The organism is Massilia agilis, assembly GCF_024756255.1.
In the GTDB taxonomy this organism is placed as follows: domain Bacteria; phylum Pseudomonadota; class Gammaproteobacteria; order Burkholderiales; family Burkholderiaceae_D; genus Telluria; species Telluria agilis.
In genome coordinates, this window is the sequence record NZ_JANUHB010000001.1 from 1,052,355 (window position 1) to 1,077,737 (window position 25,383).

Annotated in this window: 21 protein-coding genes; 4 read left to right on the top strand and 17 right to left on the bottom strand. The window is 67.1% G+C overall.

Going from position 1 to position 25,383, the window contains the following annotated elements:
- Positions 1-47: 47 nt before the first annotated feature.
- Positions 48-920 carry an acetyl-CoA carboxylase, carboxyltransferase subunit beta gene (gene accD / locus NX774_RS04790; RefSeq protein ID WP_258821011.1) on the bottom strand — a complete coding sequence of 291 codons (873 nt, stop codon included), beginning with the start codon at positions 918-920 and terminating at the stop codon, positions 48-50.
- Positions 921-1,171: 251 nt separating this feature from the next.
- Here accD and NX774_RS04795 point away from each other — a divergent pair, with 251 nt between their 5' ends.
- Together NX774_RS04795 and NX774_RS04800 are read left to right on the top strand one after the other, a co-directional pair.
- On the top strand, positions 1,172-3,040 hold the full coding sequence (locus tag NX774_RS04795) for a sensor histidine kinase (RefSeq protein ID WP_258821012.1): 1,869 nt from the start codon (positions 1,172-1,174) through the stop codon (positions 3,038-3,040).
- Positions 3,041-3,652: a response regulator transcription factor gene (locus NX774_RS04800; protein ID WP_258821013.1), complete on the top strand. Its 612-nt coding sequence runs from the start codon at positions 3,041-3,043 to the stop codon at positions 3,650-3,652.
- 4 nt (positions 3,653-3,656) lie between these two features.
- Here the strand turns inward: NX774_RS04800 and NX774_RS04805 are convergent, their stop codons facing one another.
- The 16 genes from NX774_RS04805 to NX774_RS04880 form a co-directional block, all read right to left on the bottom strand.
- Positions 3,657-5,255, bottom strand: coding sequence for a methyl-accepting chemotaxis protein (locus tag NX774_RS04805; protein ID WP_258821014.1), 1,599 nt, complete (start codon positions 5,253-5,255; stop codon positions 3,657-3,659).
- 47 nt (positions 5,256-5,302) lie between these two features.
- Positions 5,303-5,665 (bottom strand): response regulator transcription factor, encoded by a 363-nt coding sequence (locus tag NX774_RS04810; RefSeq protein WP_258821015.1) that lies wholly within the window; start codon positions 5,663-5,665, stop codon positions 5,303-5,305.
- Positions 5,666-5,676: 11 nt separating this feature from the next.
- Complete coding sequence (locus tag NX774_RS04815) at positions 5,677-7,224, bottom strand: methyl-accepting chemotaxis protein (RefSeq protein ID WP_258821016.1); 1,548 nt, start codon at positions 7,222-7,224, stop codon at positions 5,677-5,679.
- 269 nt (positions 7,225-7,493) lie between these two features.
- A complete protein-coding gene (locus NX774_RS04820) occupies positions 7,494-9,056 on the bottom strand; it encodes a methyl-accepting chemotaxis protein (protein WP_258821017.1) in 1,563 nt (520 codons plus the stop codon).
- Positions 9,057-9,194: 138 nt separating this feature from the next.
- A complete protein-coding gene (gene trpA, locus NX774_RS04825) occupies positions 9,195-9,992 on the bottom strand; it encodes a tryptophan synthase subunit alpha (RefSeq protein ID WP_258821018.1) in 798 nt (265 codons plus the stop codon).
- A gap of 85 nt (positions 9,993-10,077) precedes the next feature.
- A complete protein-coding gene (gene trpB / locus NX774_RS04830) occupies positions 10,078-11,322 on the bottom strand; it encodes a tryptophan synthase subunit beta (protein WP_258821019.1) in 1,245 nt (414 codons plus the stop codon).
- Entirely contained in the window at positions 11,306-11,998 is a 693-nt protein-coding gene (locus NX774_RS04835; RefSeq protein ID WP_258821020.1) for a phosphoribosylanthranilate isomerase, read from the bottom strand. The genes trpB and NX774_RS04835 overlap by 17 nt, the downstream gene beginning before the upstream one ends.
- A gap of 9 nt (positions 11,999-12,007) precedes the next feature.
- Positions 12,008-12,808, bottom strand: a complete 801-nt coding sequence (gene truA / locus NX774_RS04840) for a tRNA pseudouridine(38-40) synthase TruA (protein WP_258821021.1) — start codon at positions 12,806-12,808, stop codon at positions 12,008-12,010.
- Complete coding sequence (locus NX774_RS04845) at positions 12,805-15,720, bottom strand: motility hub landmark protein FimV (protein WP_258821022.1); 2,916 nt, start codon at positions 15,718-15,720, stop codon at positions 12,805-12,807. Before NX774_RS04845 ends, truA begins: the two co-directional genes overlap by 4 nt.
- Before the next feature lie 361 nt (positions 15,721-16,081).
- Complete coding sequence (gene asd / locus NX774_RS04850; RefSeq protein WP_258821442.1) at positions 16,082-17,209, bottom strand: aspartate-semialdehyde dehydrogenase; 1,128 nt, start codon at positions 17,207-17,209, stop codon at positions 16,082-16,084.
- A gap of 26 nt (positions 17,210-17,235) precedes the next feature.
- Positions 17,236-18,306 carry a 3-isopropylmalate dehydrogenase gene (leuB, locus tag NX774_RS04855; RefSeq protein ID WP_258821023.1) on the bottom strand — a complete coding sequence of 357 codons (1,071 nt, stop codon included), beginning with the start codon at positions 18,304-18,306 and terminating at the stop codon, positions 17,236-17,238.
- A gap of 8 nt (positions 18,307-18,314) precedes the next feature.
- Positions 18,315-18,962, bottom strand: coding sequence for a 3-isopropylmalate dehydratase small subunit (leuD, locus tag NX774_RS04860; protein WP_258821024.1), 648 nt, complete (start codon positions 18,960-18,962; stop codon positions 18,315-18,317).
- A gap of 37 nt (positions 18,963-18,999) precedes the next feature.
- Entirely contained in the window at positions 19,000-19,122 is a 123-nt protein-coding gene (locus NX774_RS04865) for an entericidin A/B family lipoprotein (protein WP_258821025.1), read from the bottom strand.
- 25 nt (positions 19,123-19,147) lie between these two features.
- Positions 19,148-20,548: a 3-isopropylmalate dehydratase large subunit gene (gene leuC / locus NX774_RS04870; RefSeq protein WP_258821026.1), complete on the bottom strand. Its 1,401-nt coding sequence runs from the start codon at positions 20,546-20,548 to the stop codon at positions 19,148-19,150.
- A 327-nt stretch (positions 20,549-20,875) separates the two neighbouring features.
- Positions 20,876-22,789 carry a chemotaxis protein CheA gene (locus NX774_RS04875; protein ID WP_258821027.1) on the bottom strand — a complete coding sequence of 638 codons (1,914 nt, stop codon included), beginning with the start codon at positions 22,787-22,789 and terminating at the stop codon, positions 20,876-20,878.
- Positions 22,789-23,643, bottom strand: coding sequence for a protein phosphatase CheZ (locus NX774_RS04880; protein ID WP_258821028.1), 855 nt, complete (start codon positions 23,641-23,643; stop codon positions 22,789-22,791). The genes NX774_RS04875 and NX774_RS04880 overlap by 1 nt, the downstream gene beginning before the upstream one ends.
- A gap of 371 nt (positions 23,644-24,014) precedes the next feature.
- Here NX774_RS04880 and NX774_RS04885 point away from each other — a divergent pair, with 371 nt between their 5' ends.
- Both NX774_RS04885 and NX774_RS04890 read left to right on the top strand, forming a co-directional pair.
- On the top strand, positions 24,015-24,479 hold the full coding sequence (locus tag NX774_RS04885) for a universal stress protein (protein WP_258821029.1): 465 nt from the start codon (positions 24,015-24,017) through the stop codon (positions 24,477-24,479).
- A 159-nt stretch (positions 24,480-24,638) separates the two neighbouring features.
- Entirely contained in the window at positions 24,639-25,283 is a 645-nt protein-coding gene (locus NX774_RS04890) for a response regulator (protein WP_258821030.1), read from the top strand.
- Positions 25,284-25,383 lie beyond the last annotated feature (100 nt).

A 25,383-nucleotide genomic window follows, 5' to 3' on the forward strand; every position in this document is an offset into this window, starting at 1 on the left:
GGGCGCACGGTGCGGACACCAGGGTCCGCACCGGGGGGACAGACTGTTTAAGCGACGACTTCGGCCGACTGGTTCTGCAGCAGCGCCAGCAGGCGCGCGATCTCTTCGCGCATCTTGCGGCGGTCCACGATCATGTCGATCGCGCCCTTGGTCAGCAGGAACTCTGCGCGCTGGAAGCCTTCGGGCAGCTTTTCGCGCACGGTGTTCTCGATCACGCGCGGGCCGGCAAAGCCGATCAGCGCTTTCGGTTCGGCGATCACGACGTCGCCCATGAAGGCAAACGACGCGGACACGCCGCCCATGGTCGGGTCGGTGAGCACGCTGATGAACGGCAGGCGCTTTTCGGACAGCTTGGTCAGCATCGAGGTGGTCTTTGCCATCTGCATCAGCGACAGCAGGCCTTCCTGCATGCGCGCGCCGCCGGTGGCGGTGATGCAGATGAACGGCACCTTTTGCTCGAGCGCGGTCTGGGCGCCGCGCACGAAGCGCTCGCCGACCACCGAGCCCATCGAGCCGCCCATGAATTCGAATTCGAAGCAGGCCACGACCACGGGCAGGCTCATGATCGCGCCGCCCATGACCACCATCGCGTCGGTTTCGCCGGTGGCGTCCATCGCCTGCTTGAGGCGGTCGGGGTACTTCTTGCTGTCCTTGAACTTGAGCGTGTCGACCGGCAGCGTCTCCTGGCCGATTTCATAGCGGCCGCCTTCGTCGAGCAGCGCGTCCAGGCGCTCGCGCGAACGGATGCGCATGTGGTGGCTGCACTTGGGGCACACGTGCTGGTTCGACTCCAGGTCGGCGCGGTACAGGACCGCCTCGCACGACGGGCACTTGACCCACAGCCCCTCGGGCATCGACTTGCGGTGGGCAGCATCGGAGCGCTGGATCCGGGGGGGCAGCAGCTTTTCCAACCAACTCATCTTCTCTCCTTTGCGGCAATTCTTGAAGTTGGCGGTAGTTTAGCCGCTACGGCCATGCTTGTCGAATTATTGCAATTGCGTCATTAAGCATTTGACATCTTCGCGCCGCGGGCACGATTGGCCACGCCTTCCGGCATCGTCTCCCCCACTTCGACCTTGCGTTCCGACAAGTAGTTTGATACAACACTTCGAGCGGCGCTGTCATTACGCGTCCAAGCATCCGTTCTCTTGCGTTAGGGAGTGTTTTTTCGATGGTAACCATTCGGTCGCGCCGTGTGGCCTGGCTCGCGACCGTGTTCCTGCTTACCTTTGCCCGCAGCGCCCTGGCCGCGGCGCCCAGCCAGAAAGCCGTGCTTTGCCTGATTGCCGAGGCGCCTTCCAATGCCTACTACACGGCGCTGTACCGCGGCTTTCGGGAAGAGCTCGATCGCCAGCTGCCCAACGCGGTTCTGCTCTACAGCGAGAACCTGGACCTGCCCCAGTTCGACTCGCCGCAATACCGCCGCGAGCTGACCCGCTGGCTTCGCTACAAATACCGCGACGTCCAGTTCGACGCGGTGATGGTGGCCGGCAGCCCGGCCCTGCGCTACCTGATGTCGGAGCGACTGTGGCCCGAGGTGCCGACCTACTTTGTGAGCGCCAACGACAAAGTCGTCAGGGACATGACGCTGCCGCCCAACGTGACCGGCCAGACCGTGGTGCTGTCGCTGCCGGACACCGCGTTCCTGATCGGCCAGCTGTTCCCCCGGACCCGCAAGGTGGCGCTGGTGGCCAACCCGGCGGGGCGCGACACCTACCGGCCCGGCATGGCCGACGAACTGCAGGCACTGACCGCGCGCTACCAGCTGATCGACCTGCGCGGCCTGCCCGTGGAGCAGGTGCGCCAGGCGATCTCGCGCCTGCCCGACGACGCCGTCATCTACCACCAGACCTACACCCTCGACGGCACCGGGCGCCGCTTCGATCCCTACCTCGCCCTCAACCTGGCGCTGCAGCGCGCGAACCGGCCGGTGTTCGTCGACTACGCCGCGTTCGTGGGCACCGGCGCGGTGGGCGGCGCCGGCATCGATTCGGCCGCGCTGGGACGCTACGGCGCGCGGGATATGGCACGCCTGCTCAAAGGCGAGGCCCCGTCCTCGATCCCGCTGCGCCGGCGCAGCTTCGGGCCGGTGGTCGACGCGCGCGCCCTCGATCGCTGGAAGGTGGACCCGGGGCAGCTGCCACCAGCCACCACGATCCTCTACCGCGAACCCACCGAATGGGAACGCTACCGCGGCGAGATCCTCGGCACCGCGGCCCTGATCGTCACGCTCAGCCTCCTGATCCTGGCCCTGCTGTTCGAGCGCACGCGCCGCGAGCGCGCGGTGGCCGAATCGCGCCAGCGCCTGTCGCAGCTGGCGCACCTGAACCGCGGCGCCAGCGCGATGGTGTATTCGGCCGCGATCGCGCATGAGCTGAACCAGCCGCTGGCGGCCATCATGAGCAATGCCGAGGCGAGCGAACTGTTCCTGCGCGCCGACCCGCCCAAACTGGCGCAAGCGCGCGAGGCGCTGGCCGATATCAAGCGGGACGACCGGCGCGCCGCCGAGATCATCCGGCGCATGCGCGGCATGCTCAAGCGCACCGACCAGGTGGCGGTGCCGGTCGACATGCGCCACGTGGTGAGCGACGCGGCCACCTTCATTGCCCCGGAAGTGCGCATGCGCCAGGCCACGCTGCGCACGGCGATGCCCGACCTGGCCTTGCCGGTGCAGGGCGACCCGGTCCAGCTGCAGCAGGTGCTGATCAACCTGGTGATCAATGCGATGGACGCGATGGACGCCCTGCCCCCGCCGGAACGGGTGGTCGAAATCCGCGCCGACGAGCCGGGACAGCAGGGCGGCTGGATCAGGCTGCACGTGACCGACCGCGGCCCCGGCTTTGCCGGCGACATCGGCCAGGTATTCGACAGCTTCATCACCACCAAGGAGCATGGCAGCGGACTGGGGCTGGCGATCACGGCGGCGATCGTGCGCGAGCACGGCGGGCGCATCCAGGCTCGCAACTTGTCCCCGTTCGGCGCCGAGGTCAGCTTTTCGCTGCCCCTTGCGCAGGCAGGCAGCACGAAACGAGGTAACTAGATGGAACACAGTCGCACCGTCCACATCGTCGAGGACGACGCATCGATACGGGCAGCGCTGGCGCGCCTGCTCGGCGCCGCCGGCTACACCGTGCACACCTACGACAGCGCGTCGGCCTTCCTGGCCACACTGGACGACGAGCGCGGCGGCTGCATCCTGCTCGATGTCGACATGCCGGGCATGAGCGGCGTGGAACTGCAGGAACGCCTGGGACTGGCAAACTGCCTGCTGCCCATCGTATTCCTTACCGGGCAAGGCGACATCGCCACCTCGGTGCGAACCATCAAGGCCGGCGCCGAGGACTTCCTGTGCAAGCCGGTGGAAGTCGAGCCGCTGATCGACGCGATCGAGCGGGCCCTGGCGCGCTACCGCCAGCAGGCGGGCGCGCTCTCGCACCGGCGCGCGCTGGCGCGCCGCTTTGACAGCCTGACGGCGCGCGAGCGCGAAGTATTCGAGCTCCTGATCACCGGTGCGCTCAACAAGCAGGTGGCCGACAGGCTGGGCAACACCGAACGCACGGTCAAGGCCCATCGCCGGTCCATCATGGACAAGCTGGGCGTGCGCTCGGTCGCCGAGCTGGTGCACATCGCCGGCCAGCTGGCGGCGCGCTAGCGGCTCAGGCGGCGTGGGCCAGGGCCGGCAGCGAGCGCGCCGCCGCTGCGGCACGCGCCTCGTGCCCCGTCCGGAACACTGCCACCGTCCCGGCCAACGCGACAGCCTGGTCCTGCAGGCTGGCCGCGGCGGCCGCGGCTTCTTCCACCAGCGCCGCGTTCTGCTGGGTCACCTGGTCCATCTGCACGATCGCCTCGTTGATCTGGCCGATGCCGGCGCCCTGCTCCTCGCTGGCCGACGTGATCTCGCCCGCGATGTCGGCAACCTGCTTGATCGAGGTGACGATCCGTTCCATCGTCGCCCCCGCACGGTCGACGATCTTGCCGCCGGCATCGACCTGCTCCACCGAACCCTGGATCAGTGTCTTGATTTCCTTGGCCGCAGCCGCGCTGCGCTGGGCCAGGTTGCGCACCTCGCCCGCAACCACCGCAAAGCCGCGCCCCTGTTCGCCGGCACGCGCCGCCTCCACTGCGGCATTGAGCGCCAGGATGTTGGTCTGGAACGCGATGCCGTCGATGACGCCGATGATCTCGCCGATTTTGCGCGAGCTCTCGCGAATCGCCTGCATCATCGCCACCACGTCGCCCATCGCCGCCCCGCCGTCGCTCGCGTAACCCGATGCCGCCAGCACCAGCTGGTTGGCGTGGCGCGCGTTATCGGCGTTCTGCTGGACGGTGGAAGTCAGCTCTTCCATCGCCGACGCGGTTTCTTCCAGGCTGGACGCCTGCTGCTCGGTGCGCGAGGACAGGTCCAGGTTGCCGCTGGCGATCTCCTGCGAGGCGGTGGTGATTGCCTCGGTGCCGCCACGCACCTCGTCCACGATCCGCCGCAAGCCTTCGTTCATGTCGTGCAGCGCCCGCAGCAGCTGCCCGGTTTCGTTGTTCGTTTCGGTCTCGATGCGCTGGGTAAGGTCGCCGGCGGCAACCGCCTTCGCGACCGCCACCGCGCGGTCCAGCGGCACCGTGATGCTGCGCACCAGCCAGAAGCCGATCGCCGCGCCCAGCGCCAGGCCGGCGCAGATCAGCGCGATCGACACGTTGCGCAGCACGGCGTAACGCTGCTGGGAGCGGGCAAATTCAGCCGCCGCCACGTCGATCTGCAACTGGGTCAGTTTGTTCATCGGCTGGCCCAGCACCTTGAAGCGCTCGGTCAGCGCGCCGCGCACGATGCCCCTGGCCTGCTCGATGTCGCGCGCCCTGAGCGCGGCGATCAATGGCCGGACACCTTGCGCAAGATAGGGACCGAGCGCCTGGTCGAACTCCTGTGCAGTGGCTGCCTCGTCCCCGGCCATCTGCGTGGAGCGATAGTGGGCCCAGGCCTTCTCGGCGTTGGCAAAGCCTTTCTCGACCGCGTCCAGGTCGGCATCGACGATGGCCGCGTCGCCGACCAGCATCTTGAGCATCACCTGTTCGCCGCGCAGGGTGTTACGGCTGAAGGTATTCAAGTCGCCCAGCGCCACCAGGCGGTCCCCGTACACGGTTTCCAGCGCGGCGTTCGTATCCTTGATGCCCGATAGCCCGGCGCCGCCGACGATCACCATCAGCACCGACAGGGTGGCGATCACGAACATGAGCCTCGCCTTGATCGTTGTGTTCTTAAACATGCTCTTCTCCAGAATGAAAAAAACTTGCGGCTGCTGCTGGCGCGCGATCAGGCCAGATGGTCCAGCACGCGCAGCAGGTCAGCCGATTCGAACGGTTTTTCGAGATACGCGAGGCAGCCCAGTGCCAGCGCTTCGCGCAGGTAGGCCGGGCAACCCTGCCCGGTGACGAATACCGCCGGTGGCGCGCGTCCGCGATCGCGCAGGAATCGGTACAGGTCGAAGCCGGACAGGGGACCGAGCTCGATGTCGATCACCAGGCAAGCGAAGCAGGCGCCGTCTCCCGCCGCGACCAGGTCGGTGCCGGACGGGAAATGGACCGTGGCATAGCCGTAGGCGCCAAGCACGCGTCGCAGCGCCCGGGCGAACGCCTCGTCGTCATCGACGATGGCCAGCACCGTGGTCGCGCGCATCGCCGCGCCACTCACGCCGCCAGCTTGAACAGCCCCACTGCCCGCGCCGTCCCGGCGGCGTCGCGCTCGAGCGCCCTGGCGGCCGTGGCGGCTTGCACCACCAGCGCCGCGTTCTGGTGCGTGATCCGGTCGAGCTCATGCACCGCCTTGTTGACCATGGCGATCCCGGCGCTCTGCTGCGCATTGGCCTGCGCGATTTCGTCGACGATGCCGGCCACCTGGCGCGTGCGCTCGAGGAGGTCGCCCATGGTCTGCCGGGCCTGCCCGGCCTGCCCGGCGCCGTCGCGCACCCGCGCGAGCGAGTCGTCCACCAGGGTCTTGATTTCCTGCGCCGCCGCGGCGCTGCGCTGGGCGAGCGCGCGCACCTCGGTGGCAACGACGGCAAAGCCTTTGCCCAGTTCGCCCGCGCGCGCCGCCTCGACAGCCGCGTTCAGCGCCAGCAGGTTGGTCTGGAATGCGATGCCGTCGATGAGCGAAGTGATATCGGCGATGCGGCGCGACGACTCGTCGATATCGCGCATCGTGTCGACCACGCGCGCAACCGCGCCGCTGCCCTGCTCCGCCACCTCGCTGGCCAGCGATGCGAGCTGGTTCGCCTGGCGCGCGTGCTCGGCATTGCTGGCCACCGCCGCGGCCAGCTGCTCGACCGACGACGCGGTTTCCTCCAGCCTGGCTGCCTGGGCTTCGGTGCGCGCTGCCAGGTCGGCGTTGCCGGCCGCGATCTCGGCGGTGGCGCTGCGCATCCCGATCACGTTGGCGTGCACGTCTCCCACCGCCGCCACCAGGTTTGAACTCATCTGGCGCAAGGTACGCATCAGCTGGCCGATTTCGCCGCCCCCGCGCACGTGGACCTGGACAGTCAGGTCGCCCCCGGCCATCACCCGGGCCGCGTCCAGCGCATGGCGCAGCGGCGCGACGATGGCGGCGCGGACCCAGAGCGCCATCGCCAGGCACAGGAGCAGGCCGAGCGCGGCGCCGGCCAGTATCCCCGTGCGCATGCCGCCCGCCGCTGCAAGCCCGACAAACAGCGCCCCGAGCACGGCCAGCCCCGCGCCGAGCCAGGCACCGATCGGCCAGGCGCGCACGCGTGCCGGCAGGCCTTGCAGGCCCAGCGGCACGGCTTCGCCCTGGCTGATGCGCACCCTGGCAGTGCCGGCCGCGATCCCCTGGTACAGCGCCTGCGCCTGCGCCACCTGGGCCGCGGCGGGCGCGGTGCGCACCGACATGTACGCCACCACGCGCCCGTTCTCGAACACTGGCGACACGTTTGCATGCACCCAGTAGAAGTCGCCGTTCTTGCGGCGGTTCTTGACCATGCCGCTCCATTGCTGGCCGGCCTTCAGGGTGGCCCACAGGTCGGCGAATGCGGCCGGCGGCATGTCCGGGTGGCGCACCACGTTGTGCGGGGAACCGAGCAGCTCCTCCTCCGAAAAGCCACTGACCTCGACGAAACGCGGGTTGACGTAGGTGATCCGCCCCTTCAGGTCGGTCATCGATACGAGGGGCCGGCGGTCCTTGATGACGTACTCGTTCGACGAGACTGGCAGGTTCTTGCGCATCCGTGTTTCTTTCTTGGGTGAATGAAAATTTCTAGCAAGAAAGAGTAATGCCGAACGGAAACTCTCGATATTGTCCCTTGGTGCAACGCCTTGTTATCGAAATCGCCAGTGTTGGCGGTCTGACGGCAAGGTGAACGTCCGCCACAAGCGCGTTCGCCCATGGCTCGACCAAGAAAAACGGGCCAGGCTTGCACGGGCCGGAACGAACGGTTCCGGTCCATGCAAGCCTGGCCCAGTGTGGCGCCCCGGCTGGCGTGTGCGCAGGACGACTAGCGGCGCACGCCCTCTCCCTCGAGCTTGAACACATCCACCGCGCGCGTGGTGCGCACGGCGTCCTGCTCGACCGCCTTGGCGGAGGCTGCCGCCTCCTCCACCAGGGCTGCGTTCTGCTGCGTCATCACGTCGATGTCGCGCACCGCCTGGTTGACCACGGCGATGCCGGCGCTTTGTTCGATGTTGGCGGAGGCGATCGCGTCGATCGTGGTCGCGACCTGGCGCGTGCGCTCGACGATGTGCTCGATGGTCTGCCCGGCCTGCCCGGCCAGCTCCGCGCCGTGGCTCACGCGCGCGAGCGAATCGTCGATCAGGCTCTTGATCTCCTTGGCCGCAGCCGCGCTGCGCTGGGCCAGCATGCGCACCTCGGAGGCAACGACAGCGAATCCCTTGCCCTGTTCGCCGGCGCGGGCCGCCTCGACGGCGGCGTTCAGTGCCAGCATGTTGGTCTGGAACGCAATGCCGTCGATGACCGCCGTGATGTCGGCGATGCGCCGCGAGGACTCGTCGATGCCATGCATCGTCTGGACCATGCGCGAGACCGCGCCGCGCCCGTCCTCGGCCGCGACGGTTGCGGACGCCGCAAGCTGGTTGGCCGCGCGCGCATGCTCGGCATTGGTCGCCACGGCCGAGGCAAGTTCCTGCATCGACGAGGCGGTTTCCTCCAGCCGGGCGGCCTGCGACTCGGTGCGCTGGGCCAGGTCGGCATTGCCGGCTGCGATTTCGCTGGTGGCGCCGCGCGTGCCCACCGCGCTGGCGCGCACGTCGCCCACCACCGCGACCAGGTTCGAACTCATCTGGCGCAGCGTGCGCAAGAGCTGGCGCACCTCGCCGGTGCCGCCGACGCTGACCTGCGCGGTCAGGTCGCCGCCCGCCAGCACGCGCGCCGCGTCCAGCGCATGGGACAGCGGCGCCACGATCGACGCACGCACCCAGGCTGCCAGCCACACGCACAGGGCCAGGCCAAGCGCCCCGGCCGCCGCGGTCCAGCCGTGCAAGCCGTTGGCCAGCGCCAGGGCCCCGACCAGCACGCCGAGCAGGCCGAAGCCCGCGCCCAGCACCGCGCCGACCGACAGCGCGCGCGCACGCGCCAAGAGGCCACGCACGCCGTGGGGCACAACCTCGCCGCCGGCAATGCTCACCCTGGCCACGCCCGCGCGCAGGTCGCGGTACAGCGCTTCGGCTTGCTCCACCTGGGCGCGGCCAGGCTTCACCCGCACCGACATGTAGCCAACGGCGCGGCCGTTTTCGTACACCGGCGAGACGTTGGCCAGCACCCAGTAGAAATCGCCGTTCTTGCGGCGGTTCTTGACCAGGCCGCTCCACGGGCGGCCCGACTTGAGGGTGGTCCACAGGTCGGCGAAGGCCTCCGGCGGCATGTCGGGGTGGCGCACCACGTTGTGCGGCGCGCCCATCACTTCATCTTCGCCAAAGCCGCTGACCTCGACGAAGTACGGGTTGACGTAGGTGATACGGCCTTTCAGGTCGGTCGTCGAGACGATCGGGCACCCGGGGGCCAAATGGTATTCATTCTGTGTGACCGGCAGGTTCTTGCGCATCTTGTCGTGTTCTTCCAGCTGGAGGCAAAACGGTCCATTCTAGTTCCCTTGGGAAATGTTGGCAATTGGACATTTTGGCTCAGGACAGAACACCGGCCGGCACGCCACGCAGCCCCCGGCGAGCGGGGGCTGGCGGCTTCAAGCGTCGAGCGCGCTGCGGATGCCGCCCACAAAGTCGCGCACCGCCTGCGCGGCCGACTCCTTGGGCGTGTTCTCCAGTTCCTGGATGATGCGGCTGCCGATCACCACCGCGTCGGCCACCGATGCCACCGCCTTCGCGGTCTGCGCGTCGCGGATGCCGAAGCCCACGCCGATCGGCAGCTTGACGTGCTCGCGGATGGCGGCCACGCGGCGCGCCACGTCTTCGGTGTCGATGCCGCCGGCGCCGGTCACGCCCTTGAGCGAGACGTAGTACGAAAAGCCGCTGCCGTGGCGCGCCACCTGCTTCACGCGCTCGACGGTCGAGGTGGGTGCGAGCAGGAAGATGAGGTCAAGGCCGTTGGCCTTCATCTCGTCCGCGAACGCCGCGCATTCCTCGGGCGGGTAATCCACCACGATGGCGCCGTCCGCCCCGGCATCCCTGGCGCCCTGGATGAAGTTCGACGCGCCCATGCGTTCGATCGGGTTGGCGTAGCCCATCAGGACCACCGGCGTTTGCTGGTCCTGTTTGCGGAATTCGCGCACGAAGTTGAAGACGTCCTTCATCCCGATGCCAAACTTGAGCGCGCGTTCGCAGGCGCGCTGGATCACCGGGCCTTCGGCCATGGGGTCGGAAAATGGAACGCCCAGTTCGAGGACGTCGGCGCCGCCCGCGACCAGCGCGTGCATCAGCGGCACCGTCATTTCAGGGCCCGGGTCGCCGGCGGTGATGAAGGTGACCAGGCCGGTCTTGTGTTGCGCCTTGAGCGCGGCGAAAGTTTGTTCAATTCTGGACATGCTGTTCTCTTCTATTGATGTTTTGTGGTTTGCGAATGGCGCGTATCACCGCGTGGGCACAATGTGCCCACCCTACGGTTTCGCCTTAGCTGAAGTTCAGGCCCATTCGCTGTGCCACGGTGTGCATGTCCTTGTCGCCGCGGCCCGACAGGTTGACCAGGATGATCTTGTCCTTCGGGAGCGTGGCCGCCAGCTTGGTCGCGTAGGCAAGCGCGTGCGACGATTCCAGCGCCGGGATGATCCCTTCGATGCGGCAGCAGTCGTGGAACGCGGCCAGCGCCTCGTCGTCGGTGACCGACACGTACTGCGCGCGCGCCGAGTCCTTCAGCCAGGCGTGTTCCGGCCCCACGCCCGGATAGTCCAGGCCGGCCGACACCGAGTGCGTCTCGATGATCTGGCCGTTCTCGTCCTGCAGCAGGTAGGTGCGGTTGCCGTGCAAGACGCCCGGGACACCGGCGGTAAGCGACGCGGCATGCTTGCCGCTGTCGATGCCCTCGCCCGCCGCTTCCACACCCACCAGCTGCACGCTCTTTTCGTCGATGTACGGGTAAAAGATGCCCATCGCGTTCGAGCCGCCGCCGATGCAGGCGACCACGTAGTCCGGCTGGCGCCCGGTCATCTCCGGCATCTGCACCAGGCACTCCTCGCCGATCACGGACTGGAAGTCGCGCACCATCATCGGGTACGGGTGCGGGCCGGCCACGGTGCCGATGATGTAGAAGGTGTTCTCGATGTTGGTGACCCAGTCGCGCATCGCTTCATTGAGCGCGTCCTTGAGCGTTTTGGAGCCCGACTCGACCGGCACCACGGTCGCGCCCAGGAGCTTCATGCGGTACACGTTCTGGGCCTGGCGCTTGACGTCCTCGCTGCCCATGTACACCACGCATTCCAGGCCAAAGCGGGCGCAGATGGTGGCGGTGGCCACGCCGTGCTGGCCGGCGCCGGTTTCGGCGATGATGCGCTTCTTGCCCATGCGGCGAGCCAGCAGCGCCTGGCCGATCACGTTGTTGATCTTGTGCGCGCCGGTGTGGTTCAGGTCCTCGCGCTTGAGGTAGATCTGGGCGCCGCCGACGATCTCGGACCAGCGTTTGGCGTGGTAGATCGGCGACGGGCGGCCGACGAAGTGCTTGAGCTCGTAGCGGAACTCGGCGAGGAACTCGGGATCCTTGCTGTAGCGCGCGTACGCTTCGTTCAGCTCGTTCAGCGCATGGCTGAGCGTCTCGGCGACAAAGCTGCCGCCATACGGGCCAAAGTGGCCGGTGGCGTCGGGCAGCGCGTATTCGGGGGTATGGAACAGTGCGGCGGCGCCGCGTTCAGGGGCTTCTTTCATGGTGTGGTTCGCTTGTAGTGATGGCATCGGCGGCCCGCACCGCGGCGACAAACGCTGCGATCTTGCGGGCGTCCTTGATCCCCTTGCCCTGTTCGACACCACTGCTGATGTCCACGGCAAAGGGGCGTACGTGCACGACTGCGTCAGTCGCGTTTTGTACGCTCAAGCCACCACTCAAAACGACCCGAGGCGCGAGCTCTTTTGGAATAAGAGACCAATCGAAGACCTTTCCTGCGCCGCCGTAGGCATCGACATAGGCATCGAGCAGGAGGCCCGAAAACCAGGGGCTGGCGGCGCGGTATGCAAGCTCACATGATAGCAAATCGGAAGCGGCCGTGTCCGGTTTTACCCGGTAGGCCCGCACGAACGGCCGCCCTGCCTGCTGCGCGATCGCCGCGCACTGCCCGGCCGTTTCGTCGCCATGGAACTGGATCAGCGCCACCGGGCCGGCGCGCAGCACCGCCTCGACTTCTTCCGGCGACGGGTTGACGAACAGCGCCACGCTGCTCACGTAAGGCGGTAGCGCGCGCGCCAGCAGGGCGAACTGCTCGGGCGTCACGTAGCGCGGGCTCTTCGGATAGAACACGAAACCGAGCGCGTCCGCGCCGGCGTCCACGGCCGCGTGCAGGTCCTCTTCGCGGGTGATCCCGCAGATCTTGATCCGGGTGCGATGCATGATGTCCTCTTACAGCCAGGGCAGCGGCGCGCCCTTTTCCTGTGGCAGGCCCCACTTGGGATCGTACTCGATTTTGGCCAGGTACAGGCCGTCGGGCATGAAGGTGGGCGCGGCGGCGTCGCGGTCGCGGCTGTCCAGGACGTGTTCGATCCAGCCCGGCTCGTTGCGCCCCACGCCCACGTAGATCAGCGCGCCAACGATGTTGCGCACCATGTGGTGCAGGAAGGCGCTGGCGCGCACGGTGAACACGATCAGGTCGCCGTGGCGCTCGATCGACACCTCGTGCATGTCCTTGACGGGCGACTTGGCCTGGCAGCCCGAGGCGCGGAACGACGAGAAGTCGTGCGTGCCGATCAGGTGCCGCGCGCCCTGGCGCATGCGCTCCACGTCCAGCGGCCGGAACACCCAGCCGGCGCGATTGGCCAGCAGCGCCGACGGGTTGGGGTTGTTGTACAGGACGTAGCGGTAGGTGCGCGAACGCGCCGAGAAGCGCGCGTGGAACTCGTTGCCCTGCGCGTCAGGCGGCACCTCGGCGGCCCAGCGCACCACGATCGAATCGGGCAGGAAGGCGTTCACGCCGCGCACCCACGACTGCATGGCGCGCGACAGATCGGTATCGAAGTGGACCACCTGCTCGATCGCGTGCACGCCGGCGTCGGTGCGGCCGGCGCACGTGGTCGCGACCGGGGTGCAGGCGAACTTTTCGAGCGCTATTTCAAGCTGGTCCTGCACGGTGTCGCGTGCAGGCTGCTTCTGGTATCCATTCCATGCGGTGCCGACGTACTGGACACCGAGTGCGATTCTCTTCACGCCAACTGGTCTCGCAGCGCCCGGGCCTTGCTCACCTGTTCGCTGTTGCCACCTTCGATGACTTCATCAAGCAGTTCGCGCGCACCGTCCTTGTCGCCGATCTCCTGATAGGCGATGGCCAGGTCGAGCTTGGTTTCCATTTCCATGTGGGCGGCCGACATCTCGCCGTCAGCCTCGGCCATCGCCACTTCCGGCGCCGGCGCGGCGGTTTCGCCGCCCGGCAGGTCCAGGTCGATGTCGGACAGGTCGAACTGCGGCGCGCTGGCCGTGGCCGCCGGGGCCTGGGCGGCCGGCAGTTCGGGCAGCGCGAACGGGTCGTCCTGCGCAGCCTCGCTTGACGCCTGCGGCGCCGGCGTGGCGGCCGGGGTGTCGTGCGCGCCGAAGTCCATCGTGTCCAGGTCGAACAGCGGATCCTTGTCCGCCGCGTGCGGCTGCTCTTCCTGGGCCTTGGGCAGGTCGGGCAGGTCGAATTCCTTGGCCAGGTCGGCCATGTCGATGCCGTGGCCCGGCGCATCGAGCGACAGGTCGAGCGCCAGGTCGTCCGCGCCGGCCGGCGCGTCGGTGTGCTCGCCGTCGGCGGCGGGGGCCGGCGCGGCCGCGGCCGGCGCGTCGAAGTCCATGTCGAAGGCCAGGTCGAACGGCTGTTCCGGCGCCGCTTCGGCCGGCTTCACGTCCTCTTCCCGGGTGGCCGGCTCGGTGGCGGCGATCGGCTCGACGTCAAACTCCAGGTCGGACACGCCAGAGGGCTCCGGCTCGCTTGCGGTAGCGGGCGCGGCGTCGAACGCCAGGTCCGGCACCTCGGTGGCGTCGGCCTGCGGCGCCTCGGTCGGCGCCGGCATGGCGATCGGCTCGGTGGCCGACACCGGCTCGAACGACAGGCCGCCCAGGTCGAAGTCGAGCACGTGCTCGTCCTCGTTCGGCTCTTCCTGCGGCACCACCGCTTCGGCGTCGACCTGCGGCAGCGCGGTCTGCTCGGACTCGAGCTTGAAGTCGTCGTCCGTCGCGGCGCGCGGCTCGGCAGGGGCAAAGGTCTGCTCCAGTTCCTGCGACAGCAGGGCCTTCTGGCCGGCCTCCTCGTCGGACTGGGCAGCCGGGGCGGGAGCGCCGGCGGCGGCCGCGTACATCGGGTTGAGCGGATCGATCGACAGGCCGAGCGCGGCGGCCTGCGCCCACTCGTCGCCCGCGCCGCGGGTCAGGCTGTACAGCTCGGCGGCCTGGGTCTCGAACGCGCGCTGGTCCTTGCGGGCGGCGTAGATCTCGAGCAGCTTCAGGCGCACCGGATGGCGGTCGGGATGGGCGCGCAGCGCTTCCTTGAGGATTTCCTCGGCTTGCGCATCGCGGCCGTAGGCGATGTACACGTCCGCTTCGGCGACCGGATCGACTTCATTGGTGTCGAGCTGGCTGGCCGAGGGCGCGAAGCTGGAGTTGAACACGCTGTTGTTGGTGTCCACGCTCTGCCCGCCCGTTTCGGCGAACAGCGAGTGGGTGTGCTCGGTCGGCACGCCCAGCAGCGACGGCTCGTGCGCCGGGCTGTCGTCGGCCGACTTCTTGCGGCGCCGCGACAGGCCAAACGCGGCCAGCAGCGCCACGGCCAGGCCCGCACCGATGTAATTGATGTTTGCCATCAGCGTATCGACCAGGCCCGGCTCGGGCGGCGCGGCCTTCGCCGGCGGCGTGGGCGCAGGCTTGGCGGCCGGTTTGGCGGCCGGCTTGGCCGCTTCCTTGGCCGGCGCGCTGGCGGCCGGCGCCGGCTTGGCTTCCTGCTTTGCATTCGCGGCGGCGTCGGCGCCGGCGCGGTTCTTCACCGTGACCAGCTTTTCCAGGTCGCTGACATTCTTCTCCAGCTCGCGCACGCGCGCCTGCGCGTCGGACAGCGCCTTTTCCTTGGCCACCAGGTCCTCGGCCGAGACCGTACTGCCCTTGCCGCCCGCCCCCTGGGCCGGCACGGCCTTGGACAGGCGCAGCTGGTCCTGCGCTTCGTTGGCCGCGGTCGGGCGTTCCTCGACTTTGGCGGTGATCTTGCCGGCCGCGCTCTGGCCGGCCTGCGGCACCTTGACTGCCTCGCTGGTGGCGACCTGGCCGGCCAGCTTGTTGCGGTAGGCGTTGAAGTCGGCCGCGTGGGCGACCACCATGCCGCGCGCCTCGCCTTCGCCGATGCCGCGGATCGCGTCGCTGTCGGGCACCGACAGGATCTCGCCCGAGCGCAGGCGGTTCATGTTGTGGCCGATGAAGGCATCGGGATTGGCGCGGTACAGCGCGACCAGCATCATGTCGAGCGAGATGTTGGCCGGCTTGAGCTGGGCGGCGATCCGGCCCAGCGTTTCACCCGGCTTGACCCGGTACTCGGTGGCGGCGCGCCGCTTCGGCTCGGCCGGCTCGTCGGCGCGCTCGGCGCGTGCACGCGGCTTGGCGGCCGGGATGGCCGCGGCTTCCGGCGCCGGCGCCTGCTGGGCGGCGCGGCTGCGTGCCGGCTCGACCGGGCCAACCTGGGCCGACTGCGTGCCGCGCAGCTCGGCCGGATCGAGCAGGAAGGTGTATTCGCGCACCAGCTTGCCATTGTTCCAGGACAGCTCGAGCAGCATGTCCACGAACGGCTCGTTCAGCGGCTGGGTCGAAGTGATCCTGATGAACTGGCGGCCCGCGCGATGCTCCACCGCGAACCGCAGCGACAGCAGCGCGGGGTTGAATTCGATGTTCGCGACGCGGAATGCCTCGGGCGACGCCAGTTTGGCGGCGAGCCCGGAAGCCTCGTCTTCGGCGACCTGCGTCAGTTCGATCTCGGCGCGCAGCGGTTGGCCCAGTGCCGAGAGCACCGTGAGCTTGCCAAGTCCCGCAGCCTGCGCGCTAGACGTGACCAGCACGGCACTGGCGACTGACGCGGTGAGCGTTTTCAGCGCGGACGAGATGATCATAGGACGGTTGGATTGCATAGTCGGGACGGAATGGGTTGGCCGGGACAAGAGTTTCCCACACAGGTCGCAAGAACATAACATCATGCTCTAGAGCATGCAAGTTTTCTGGTCAACACCGCCTGTGCTTGCGCGGGTTTGTGGACGAGATGGCACCGCGATCGCCGTTATTCGCTGTCAATTCGCCATGATCATTGGCGAAATGGTATCGCAATCGATGGGTAGGGTGGGCTCTCGAGCCCACGCGTTCGCACGCGCCGCGTATCACCGCGTGGGCTCCAGAGCCCACCCTACGCCGCTTGCCTGCCAACAATAAAAATGGGCGCCACGCGGGCGCCCATCCGTTGTGAAGCCTTGGCTTCGCCTACTTGTCCAGCACGATGCGCAGCATGCGGCGCAGCGGCTCGGCGGCGCCCCACAGCAGCTGGTCGCCAACGGTGAACGCGGACAGGTACTCCGGACCCATCGACATCTTGCGCAGGCGGCCGACCGGAATGGTCAGGCTGCCGGTGACGGCGGCCGGGGTCAGGTCGGTCATCGACGCTTCGCGCGTGTTCGGCACCACCTTCACCCACTGGTTGTGCGAGGCGATGATGTCGTTGATCTCGTCCAGTGGCACGTCCTTCTTCAGCTTGATGGTCAGCGCCTGCGAGTGGCAGCGCATTGCGCCGATGCGCACGCACAGGCCATCGACCGGGGTCGCTGCCGTGCCGAACGCTTCGCCGCGGCCGAGGATCTTGTTGGTTTCGGCGCCGCCCTTCCACTCTTCGCGCGACTGGCCGTTGCCCAGGTCCTTGTCGATCCAGGGGATCAGGTTGCCGGCCAGCGGCACGCCGAACTGCTTGGTCTCTTCGGCCGACAGGCCGTGCTGGATCGCCAGCACCGAGCGGTCGATCTCGAGGATGGCCGAGGCAGGGTCGTCCAGCAGGTGGCGGATGGCGCTGTTGATGGTGCCGAACTGGGTGAGCAGCTCGCGCATGTGCTGCGCGCCGCCGCCCGACGCTGCCTGGTAGGTCATGGAGGTCATCCAGTCCACCAGGTCGTGCTGGAACAGGCCGCCCAGGCCCATCAGCATGCACGACACCGTGCAGTTACCGCCGACGAAGTTCTTGACGCCCTTGGCCATCGCGTTCTTGATGACGTCCAGGTTGACCGGGTCGAGCACGATCACCGCGTCGTCGTTCATGCGCAGGGTCGAGGCGGCGTCGATCCAGTAGCCGTTCCAGCCCGCGGCGCGCAGCTTGGGGAACATCTCGGTGGTGTAGTCGCCGCCCTGGCACGAGATGATGATCTCGCAGCGGGACAGCTCGGCGATGTCGGTGGCGCTTTTCAGCTTGGTCTCGTTCTTCGCCATCTTCGGCGCATCACCGCCCGGGTTCGACGTCGTGAAGAACACCGGCTCGATGTGATCGAAGTCCCCTTCGTCCTGCATGCGCTTCATCAGGACGGAACCGACCATACCGCGCCAACCTACCAGGCCTACTAATTTCATCATCTTCCTTTGAATGTTTAAGAATCCTATGCGAGCGCTTTGACCACCGCGTCGCCCATCTGTTCGGTCCCGACGCGCGTGGTGCCCTCTTCAAAAATGTCCGGCGTGCGCAGCCCTTGCGCCAGCACGCGCTTGACCGCATTCTCGATGCGGTCGGCCTGTTCGGCGCGGTTGAGCGAGAAGCGCAGCATCATCGCGGCCGACAGGATGGTCGCCAGCGGATTGGCCACGCCCTTGCCGGCGATGTCCGGCGCCGAGCCGTGCGACGGCTCGTACAGTCCCTTGTTGTTGGCGTCCAGCGATGCGGACGGCAGCATGCCGATCGAGCCGGTCAGCATGGCGGCGGCGTCGGACAGGATGTCGCCGAACATGTTGCCGGTGACGATCACGTCGAACTTCTTGGGCGCGCGCACCAGCTGCATGGCGGCGTTGTCGACGTACATGTGGTCGAGCTCGACGTCCGGGTATTCCTTGTGCACGTCGGTGACAATGTCGCGCCAGAACTGGAAGGTTTCGAGCACGTTGGCCTTGTCCACGCTGGTGACGCGGCGGCCGCGCTTTTGCGCCGCCTGGAACGCCACGTGGGCGATGCGGCGGATTTCGCCTTCCGCGTAGCGCATGGTGTCAAAGCCCTCGCGCTGGCCCTTGAACGGGCCGTCCGGGCACTCGCGCACGCCGCGCGGCTTGCCAAAGTAGATGTCGCCGGTCAGCTCACGAATGATCAGGATGTCCAGGCCCGAGACCACCTCGGGCTTGAGCGTGGAGGCGCCGGCCAGTTCCGGGTACAGGATCGCCGGACGCAGGTTGGCGAACAGGCTCAGTTCGCGGCGCAGGCCCAGGATCGCCTGCTCGGGGCGCAGCGCGCGCTCCAGGTTGTCGTACTTGAAGTCGCCGACCGCGCCGAACAGCACGGCGTCGGCCTGTTTGGCCAGGGCCAGCGTGGCCGGGGGCAGCGGATGGCCGTGCGCGGCATAGCCCGCGCCGCCGACATCCGCGGTTTCCATTTCAAACTTTTCACCCAGCGCGTTCAGCACCTTGACGGCCTGCGCCATGATTTCCGGGCCAATGCCGTCGCCCGGCAGGATTGCGATCTTCATGTTCTCTTTCAGATGACGTTGGCAAGCCAGGGCTGGCTGGCCAGGTGGCGTTCCTCGAACGCGCGGATTTCGTCTGCGTGGCGCAGGGTCAGGCCAATGTCGTCCAGGCCGCTCTGCAGGCAGTACTTGCGGAACTCGTCGATGTCGAACTTGAACGTCTGGCTGCCTTGCGGCGTTGACACGACCTGCTGCTGCAGGTCCACCACCAGCTTGAAGCCGGGGAAGGCCTTCACTTCGTTGAACAGGTGGTCCACCTGCGCTTCGGACAGCACGATCGGCAACAGGCCGCTCTTGTAGCAGTTGTTGAAGAAGATGTCCGCGAAGCTGGGGGCGATGATCGCGCGGAAGCCGTACTGCTGCAGCGCCCACGGCGCGTGCTCGCGCGACGAGCCGCAGCCGAAGTTCTTACGCGCCAGCAGGATCGATGCGCCCTGGTAGCGCGGCTGGTTCAGCACGAAGTCCGGGTTCAGCGGGCGGCGGCTGTTGTCCATGCCCGGCTCGCCATGATCCAGGTAGCGCCATTCGTCGAACAGGTTGGGGCCGAAACCGGTGCGCCGGATCGACTTGAGGAACTGCTTGGGGATGATGGCGTCGGTGTCCACGTTGGCGCGGTCCAGCGGCACCACCAGCCCTTGATGTACGGTGAATTTATCCATGTTTTCTGCTTCCTATGCGCGACCTCGCGCGGGCGCCTTACTTGCCTCCGGCGCCAGTGATGACTTGTCCGACTTTCTGCACATCCTTGCCGACACCGGAAATGGTGTTGCAGCCGGCCAGGACGAATGCGGCGATGGCGAGGGCGAGAATCTTTTTCATGTTCTGTCCTTTCTTATGGTTTTGATCAGAGTGCGCGTACATCGACGAAATGCCCGGCGATACCAGCCGCCGCGGCCATGGCCGGCGACACCAGGTGGGTGCGCCCGCCCTGCCCCTGGCGGCCTTCGAAGTTGCGGTTCGAGGTCGAGGCGCAGCGCTCGCCCGGCTCCAGCCGGTCGGCGTTCATGGCCAGGCACATCGAGCAGCCCGGCTCGCGCCATTCAAAGCCGGCGGCCTTGAAGATCTTGTCCAGCCCTTCGCGCTCGGCCTGCTCCTTGACCAGGCCCGAGCCCGGCACCACCATGGCCAGCTTGACGTTGGCCGCGCGCTGGCGGCCGCGCACCACCTGGGCGGCGGCGCGCAGGTCTTCGATGCGCGAGTTGGTGCACGAGCCGATGAACACCTTGTCGATCTTGATGTCCTCGATGCGGGTGTTCGGCTTGAGGTTCATGTACACCAGCGCCTTTTCCATCGCGTCGCGGCGCACCGGGTCCTTTTCCAGTTCCGGGTCGGGCACGCGGGCGTTGACCGCCGTGACCATCTCGGGCGAGGTGCCCCAAGTGACCTGCGGGCGGATTTCGCCGGCGTTCAGCGTGACCACCATGTCGAACTTGGCGCCCGGGTCGGTGTGCAGCGTGCGCCAGTAGGCCACCGCCTTGTCCCACTGCTCCCCCTTGGGCGAGAGCGGGCGGCCCTTCACGTATTCGATGGTGGTGTCGTCCACCGCGACCATGCCGGCGCGCGCGCCTGCTTCGATCGCCATGTTACAGACCGTCATGCGGCCTTCCATCGACAGCGAACGGATGGTCGAGCCGGCGAATTCGATGGCGTAGCCGGTGCCGCCGGCGGTGCCGATGCGGCCGATCACGGCCAGCACGATGTCCTTGGCGGTCACGCCCAGCGGCAGCGGGCCGTCCACCTGGACCAGCATCGACTTGGATTTCTTGGCCAGCAGCGTCTGGGTGGCGAGCACGTGCTCGACTTCCGAGGTGCCGATGCCGTGCGCCAGGCAGCCGAAGGCGCCGTGGGTCGAGGTGTGCGAGTCGCCGCACACCACCGTCATGCCCGGCAGCGTGGCGCCCTGCTCCGGCCCGATCACGTGCACGATGCCCTGGCGCTTGTCGCTGATGTTGAAATAGGTAAGGCCAAAGGCCTTGGCATTCGCGTCCAGCGTCTCGACCTGCAGGCGCGAGGTGGGGTCGGCGATGCCGTTCTTGCGGTCGGTGGTGGGCACGTTGTGGTCCACCACGGCCAGGTTGGCGGAAGTGCGCCATAGCGGGCGGCCGGCCTCGCGCAGGCCTTCGAATGCCTGCGGGCTGGTCACCTCGTGCACCAGGTGGCGGTCAATGTACAGCACCGTGGTGCCGTCGGCGTCGGCCCGCACCACGTGCGAGTCCCAGAGTTTGTCGTAGAGCGTCTTTAACATGGCTGTCGTTTCTTTCGGCTGTCCGCAAAGGCAGACTCGTTCGATTATGCCATATTTGCTGCATCGCGGAAGCATCGGCCTTTTGCACGATTCTTTCAAATACCTCAGCCATGAGCAAATAAAATTTATTTCAGTTGCCAGCGTTACAAACAAAAAAAGCCTGCGAGGGCAAGTCGCAGGCTTTTTCACTGAGTTGTTATTTACACGTCGTTCCCGCGAAGGCGGGAATCCATGCTGAAATTGCAGGTACACGGCGGCGTTTCGAGCCGCTCGGGCCTCTATGGGTCCCCGCCTTCGCGGGGACGACGTGCTGGCGTCCGCGCTGGCTTACGCCGCCAGCTTCACGCTGTTGCGGCACCCGTCCATCAGGAACGAGAGCCCGACCACCAGCACCAGCTCGCCCTCGGCCGAGCGCGCGGTGCCGGTGATGCCTTCCACCGTCAGCGCCGTCATCGGCTTGATCACGAGGTCGGCCGTGCCATCGACGGCTTCCACCGCCAGGATGTAGGGCTGCGGCGCGTTGACCACGATGCCCACGCGCTCGGAGCAGTCCTCGTAACACAGCGCGCGCGCCAGCGAGCGCACCGGCAGCGGCACGCCCTGGTCCTTGAGCACTGGCGCGGAGCCGACCGACATGAAGCTTTCCGGCAGCTCGACCACGCGCTGCACTGCCGCCATCGGCAGCGCCAGCAGCGCGCCCGAAGTGGACACCAGCATGGTCGGCACGATCGACAGTTCGATCGGCAGGCGGATCGCAAACTTGGTGCCCTTGCCCAGCGCCGATTCGATGCGTACCACGCCGCGGTTCTTTTCCACCGCGGTCTTGACCACGTCCATGCCCACGCCGCGGCCCGACACCGACGAGGCCACTTCCTTGGTCGAGAAGCCCGGCAGGAACACCAGCTGGTAGGCCTCGTCGTCCGACAGCACGGCGGTCTCGGAAATGAGCCCCTTCTCGGCGGCCTTCTTCTTGAGCCTGACCGGGTCCATGCCGCGGCCGTCGTCGGACAGCACGATCATGACGCTGTTCGCTTCCTGCCACGCCTTGAGCGAGATCACGGCCCTGGCCGGCTTGCCGATGGCGGCGCGGTCCTCGGGCGACTCGACGCCGTGGTCGAGCGCGTTGCGCAGCATGTGCACCAGCGGGTCGTACAGGCTGTCCACCACCACGCGGTCGACCTCGGTCTCGGCGCCTTCGATGTTCAGCTCGACATCCTTGCCCAGGTCCTTGGCCAGCTCGCGCACCAGGCGCGGGAACTTCTGGAACAGGCGGCCCACCGGCTGCATGCGGGTGGCCAGCGTGGCACGCTGCAGCTCGGCCGAGTAGCGCGACGCGCGCTCGAGCGTTTCGGTGAGCGTGGCCATCAGCGTTGCGGCCTGGCCCTCGAACTTGAACTGCTGCAGGCGTTCGAGCAGCACGGCGGCCTGGTTCGCGGCCTGCACCGATTCGCCCGCCACTTCGAGCAGCGCGTCGAGCTTGACGGCGTCGATGCGGATGCTCTCGTCCTTGGCCGCGCCACCGGCAGCGGCGGCAGCGGCCGGGGCGCCGGTGCGGCGCTCGACGCCATCCCAGCCAGGCTTGCCGGGTGCGGCATCGTGATGGGCGGCCGGGGCGGCCGCGGCCGGCGCGGCAGCAGCCGGGGCGGCGGCCTGCGCAGCCGGCTGGGCCGGCTCTTGCGGCAGCGCGGTACCGGCCGGGACCACGGCCGCGTACATCGCGTGCCAGTCCAGGCCGTCCTCGCCAACTTCGTTTGCTGCTGCGGGTGCCGCAACAGGCTCGGCCGCGACCGGGGCGGCTGCGGCGGCAGGCGCGGCGGCAGCCGGGGCCGGGGCCGCGGGGGCCGGCGCCGAGGCGCCCTTGCCTTCGATCGCGTCGCGCAGCATGCGCTCCAGTTCCGGCGGCATCGGCGCCAGCTGCTCGGGCGGCGTGCCGTTGTTCAGGTCATTGAGCTGGTCGGCCACGAAACCGGAAGCCTGCAGCGATGCGTCGATCGCGAACGGCGTGACCTGCACGGCGCCGTTGCGCAGCGCGTCGAACAGGTTCTCGGTCAGGTGGCAGGCCGTGACCAGGGCCGGCAGGCCCATGAAGCCGGCGCCGCCCTTGATCGTGTGGAACGAGCGGAAGACCGCGTTGAGCGTTTCCTTGTTGTCGGGGTCGCGTTCGAGGCGCAGCAGGTGCTCTTCTACATTGACAGCCAGATCCATCGCCTCGACGACGAAATCCTTGAGCATATCGTCCATTAGAATCCCAGCTCGGCAAGAAGGTCGTCAACGTTGTCCTGGTCCAGCGCCACGTCAGGCACGGAGGGGCCCTGCATCAGCGGCGGCGGCACCGCTTTTTCTTTCTGCGCCAGTTTCTCGCGCATTTCGGCCGGCGCGTTGTCGCGCAGCAGCTGCGCCAGTTCCTGCTCGACCGTCTTGGTGATGTTGACCACCTTCTTGATCAGCTGGCCGGTGATGTCCTGGAAGTCCTGCGCCATCATGATGTCGAGCAGGCGCGCCTTTTCCTTGTCGGTGGCGTCGGCCACCAGTTGCGCGAACTGGCGCGAGTCGCCGGCGAGCGCCTTGAACTGCTCGATCGACAGCTTGCCGGCGAACAGGTCGTCCCAGCGCTGCTGCATGTCGCGCGCCTTTACCGACAGCTCGTCCTGCGCAGGCATGCCTTCGTCGAGCGTGTTGAGCACCTTGTTGGCGGCCTGCTCGGTCAGCGAGGCGACGTACTCCAGGCGGTCCTGGGCGTCGTTGATCTGGGTGGCAGCCTCGGTCAGCGCACGGTCGTAGCCGAGCTCGCGCAGCGAATCGTGCAGCAGGCGCACGATGCTGCCCAGGCGTTCGAACATCGCCTTGTCGCCCTGGATCTCCTCGCCTGCTTCGGCCGCTTCGGCCTGTGCGGCCGGCGGTGCTTCGGTCGCGCGCTCGGCGGACACCTGGTCGAACAGCGCCTCGAGCTCGTCCTCGGGCTCGGCTTTGGCCGGCGGCGCAGCTTCTGGCACGCTGGCCGGTGCCTCGGCGGCCGCGGGCGCGGCCTGTGCATTTGCGCGTTGCGCCGCCACTTCCTCGAAGAGTGCGTCGAAATCGTCAGCGGCGTCGGTCATAATCCCTGCTTCTCCATAATCAGTTTCGCAATCGCTTGCGTCATTTCCGTAGGCTGCGGCACGCCTCCTGGCGCGCTGCGCGGCGGGGCATCACCAGTTTTTACACGAGTGTAGCAGTGGCGTTGCCGTAGGTAAATCTTTGTTAGATACACGCAGTGCATTGGACAAAAAAACTTAATTCCGAGACAATGCAATCATCCGTTCGCGGTGCATTTCCCGCGCCGAGTGTTGTTTATCGGCACTTGCCCATGCCCCGCTAGATTCGCGCTCCCCGGCAGGCCCGTGTTTGAGCGAACTCAACGGATTGCCACCGGCTCAGGCCAGGATGCGTACTACAATTCAGATGAAGGTTGCGTGTGGGAGGAGTGAGCATGTACCGGAAGATTCTGATCACCACCGACGGCTCGGCCGTGTCGCAACACACGGCCTGCGCCGGCGTCAAATTCGCGCAGCAGATGCAGGCCGAAGTGCTGGCCCTGTTCGTCGCTCCCAGTTACCAATACCCGGTGTATGTCGAGATCGTGCCGCCGGCCTACCCCAGCGAAGAGGAATATGTGGCGCAAATGCGTCGCATGGGCGAGGAATACATGGGGTCGATCATGCGCGCGGCCGACAAGGCCGGCCTGGCGCACAGCTGCATGACGGCGTTTTCCGACGCCGCGGCGCTCAAGATCGTTGACGTGGCCGAGCAGCAAGGCTGCGACCTCATCTTCATGGGCTCGCACGGGCGCAGCGGCTGGGGCCAACTGCTGCTGGGCAGCGTCACCAACAAAGTGCTGTCCCACACCAACAAGCCGGTGCTGGTGCATCGCCTGATCCGCGAACCGGGCACCTGAGCGCGACGTAAAAGTGCAACAGGAGTGTCGGCAAAATGTATAAAGATGTCATCAATGTGTATTTTTGAACGATGATATTTTGACAAATTGGTCTTGTTGTATTTATAATATTTTGCAAGGCCGCGCATTCCAGCGACCGCACCTTCGGGGGCTCAACTCATGATCAGAATTGTCATTGCTGACGACCACACCATCATGCGCGAAGGGCTCAAGCGCATCCTCGACGGCGCACCCGACATCGAGATTGTCGGCGAGGCCATCAACGGCTTCGAGGTGCTTTCTCACGTGCGCCAGGGCGGGTTCGACCTGCTGCTGCTGGACCTGTCGATGCCCGGGCGCAGCGGCGTGGACCTGATCCGCCAGGTGCGCGCCGAGGCGCCCAAGCTGGCGATCCTGATCCTGACCATGCACGAGGAAGAGCAGTACGCGGTGCGCGCCATCCGCGCCGGCGCCCAGGGCTACCTGACCAAGGAGAGCGCGGGCACCCAGCTGGTGGGCGCGATCCGCAAGGTGGCGTCGGGCCGGCCGTACATCAGCACCGAGGTGGCCGAGCAGCTGGCCCTGAACATCATGGCGCCCAACGAGCAGTTGCTGCACAAGCAGCTGTCGGACCGCGAATTCGAGGTGTTCTCGCTACTGGTGGGCGGCAAGTCGATCACCGAGATCGCCAACAGCCTGCACCTGTCGGTCAAGACGGTCAGCACCCACAAGACCCGCATCATGCAGAAAATGGGCATGACCTCGCTGTCGGAGATGGTACAGTATGCGGTCGCCCACCGATTGCTGTCGCCGCTGAAAGCCTGAGCGAAAAAAGTTTTTAGACATCGACGCCACGTTTTTTGTGCCACGGGTGTCGGCGTGTGTGTCCGCAAGACCGCGCGCCGCCCCGTCTCCCGGCAAATCC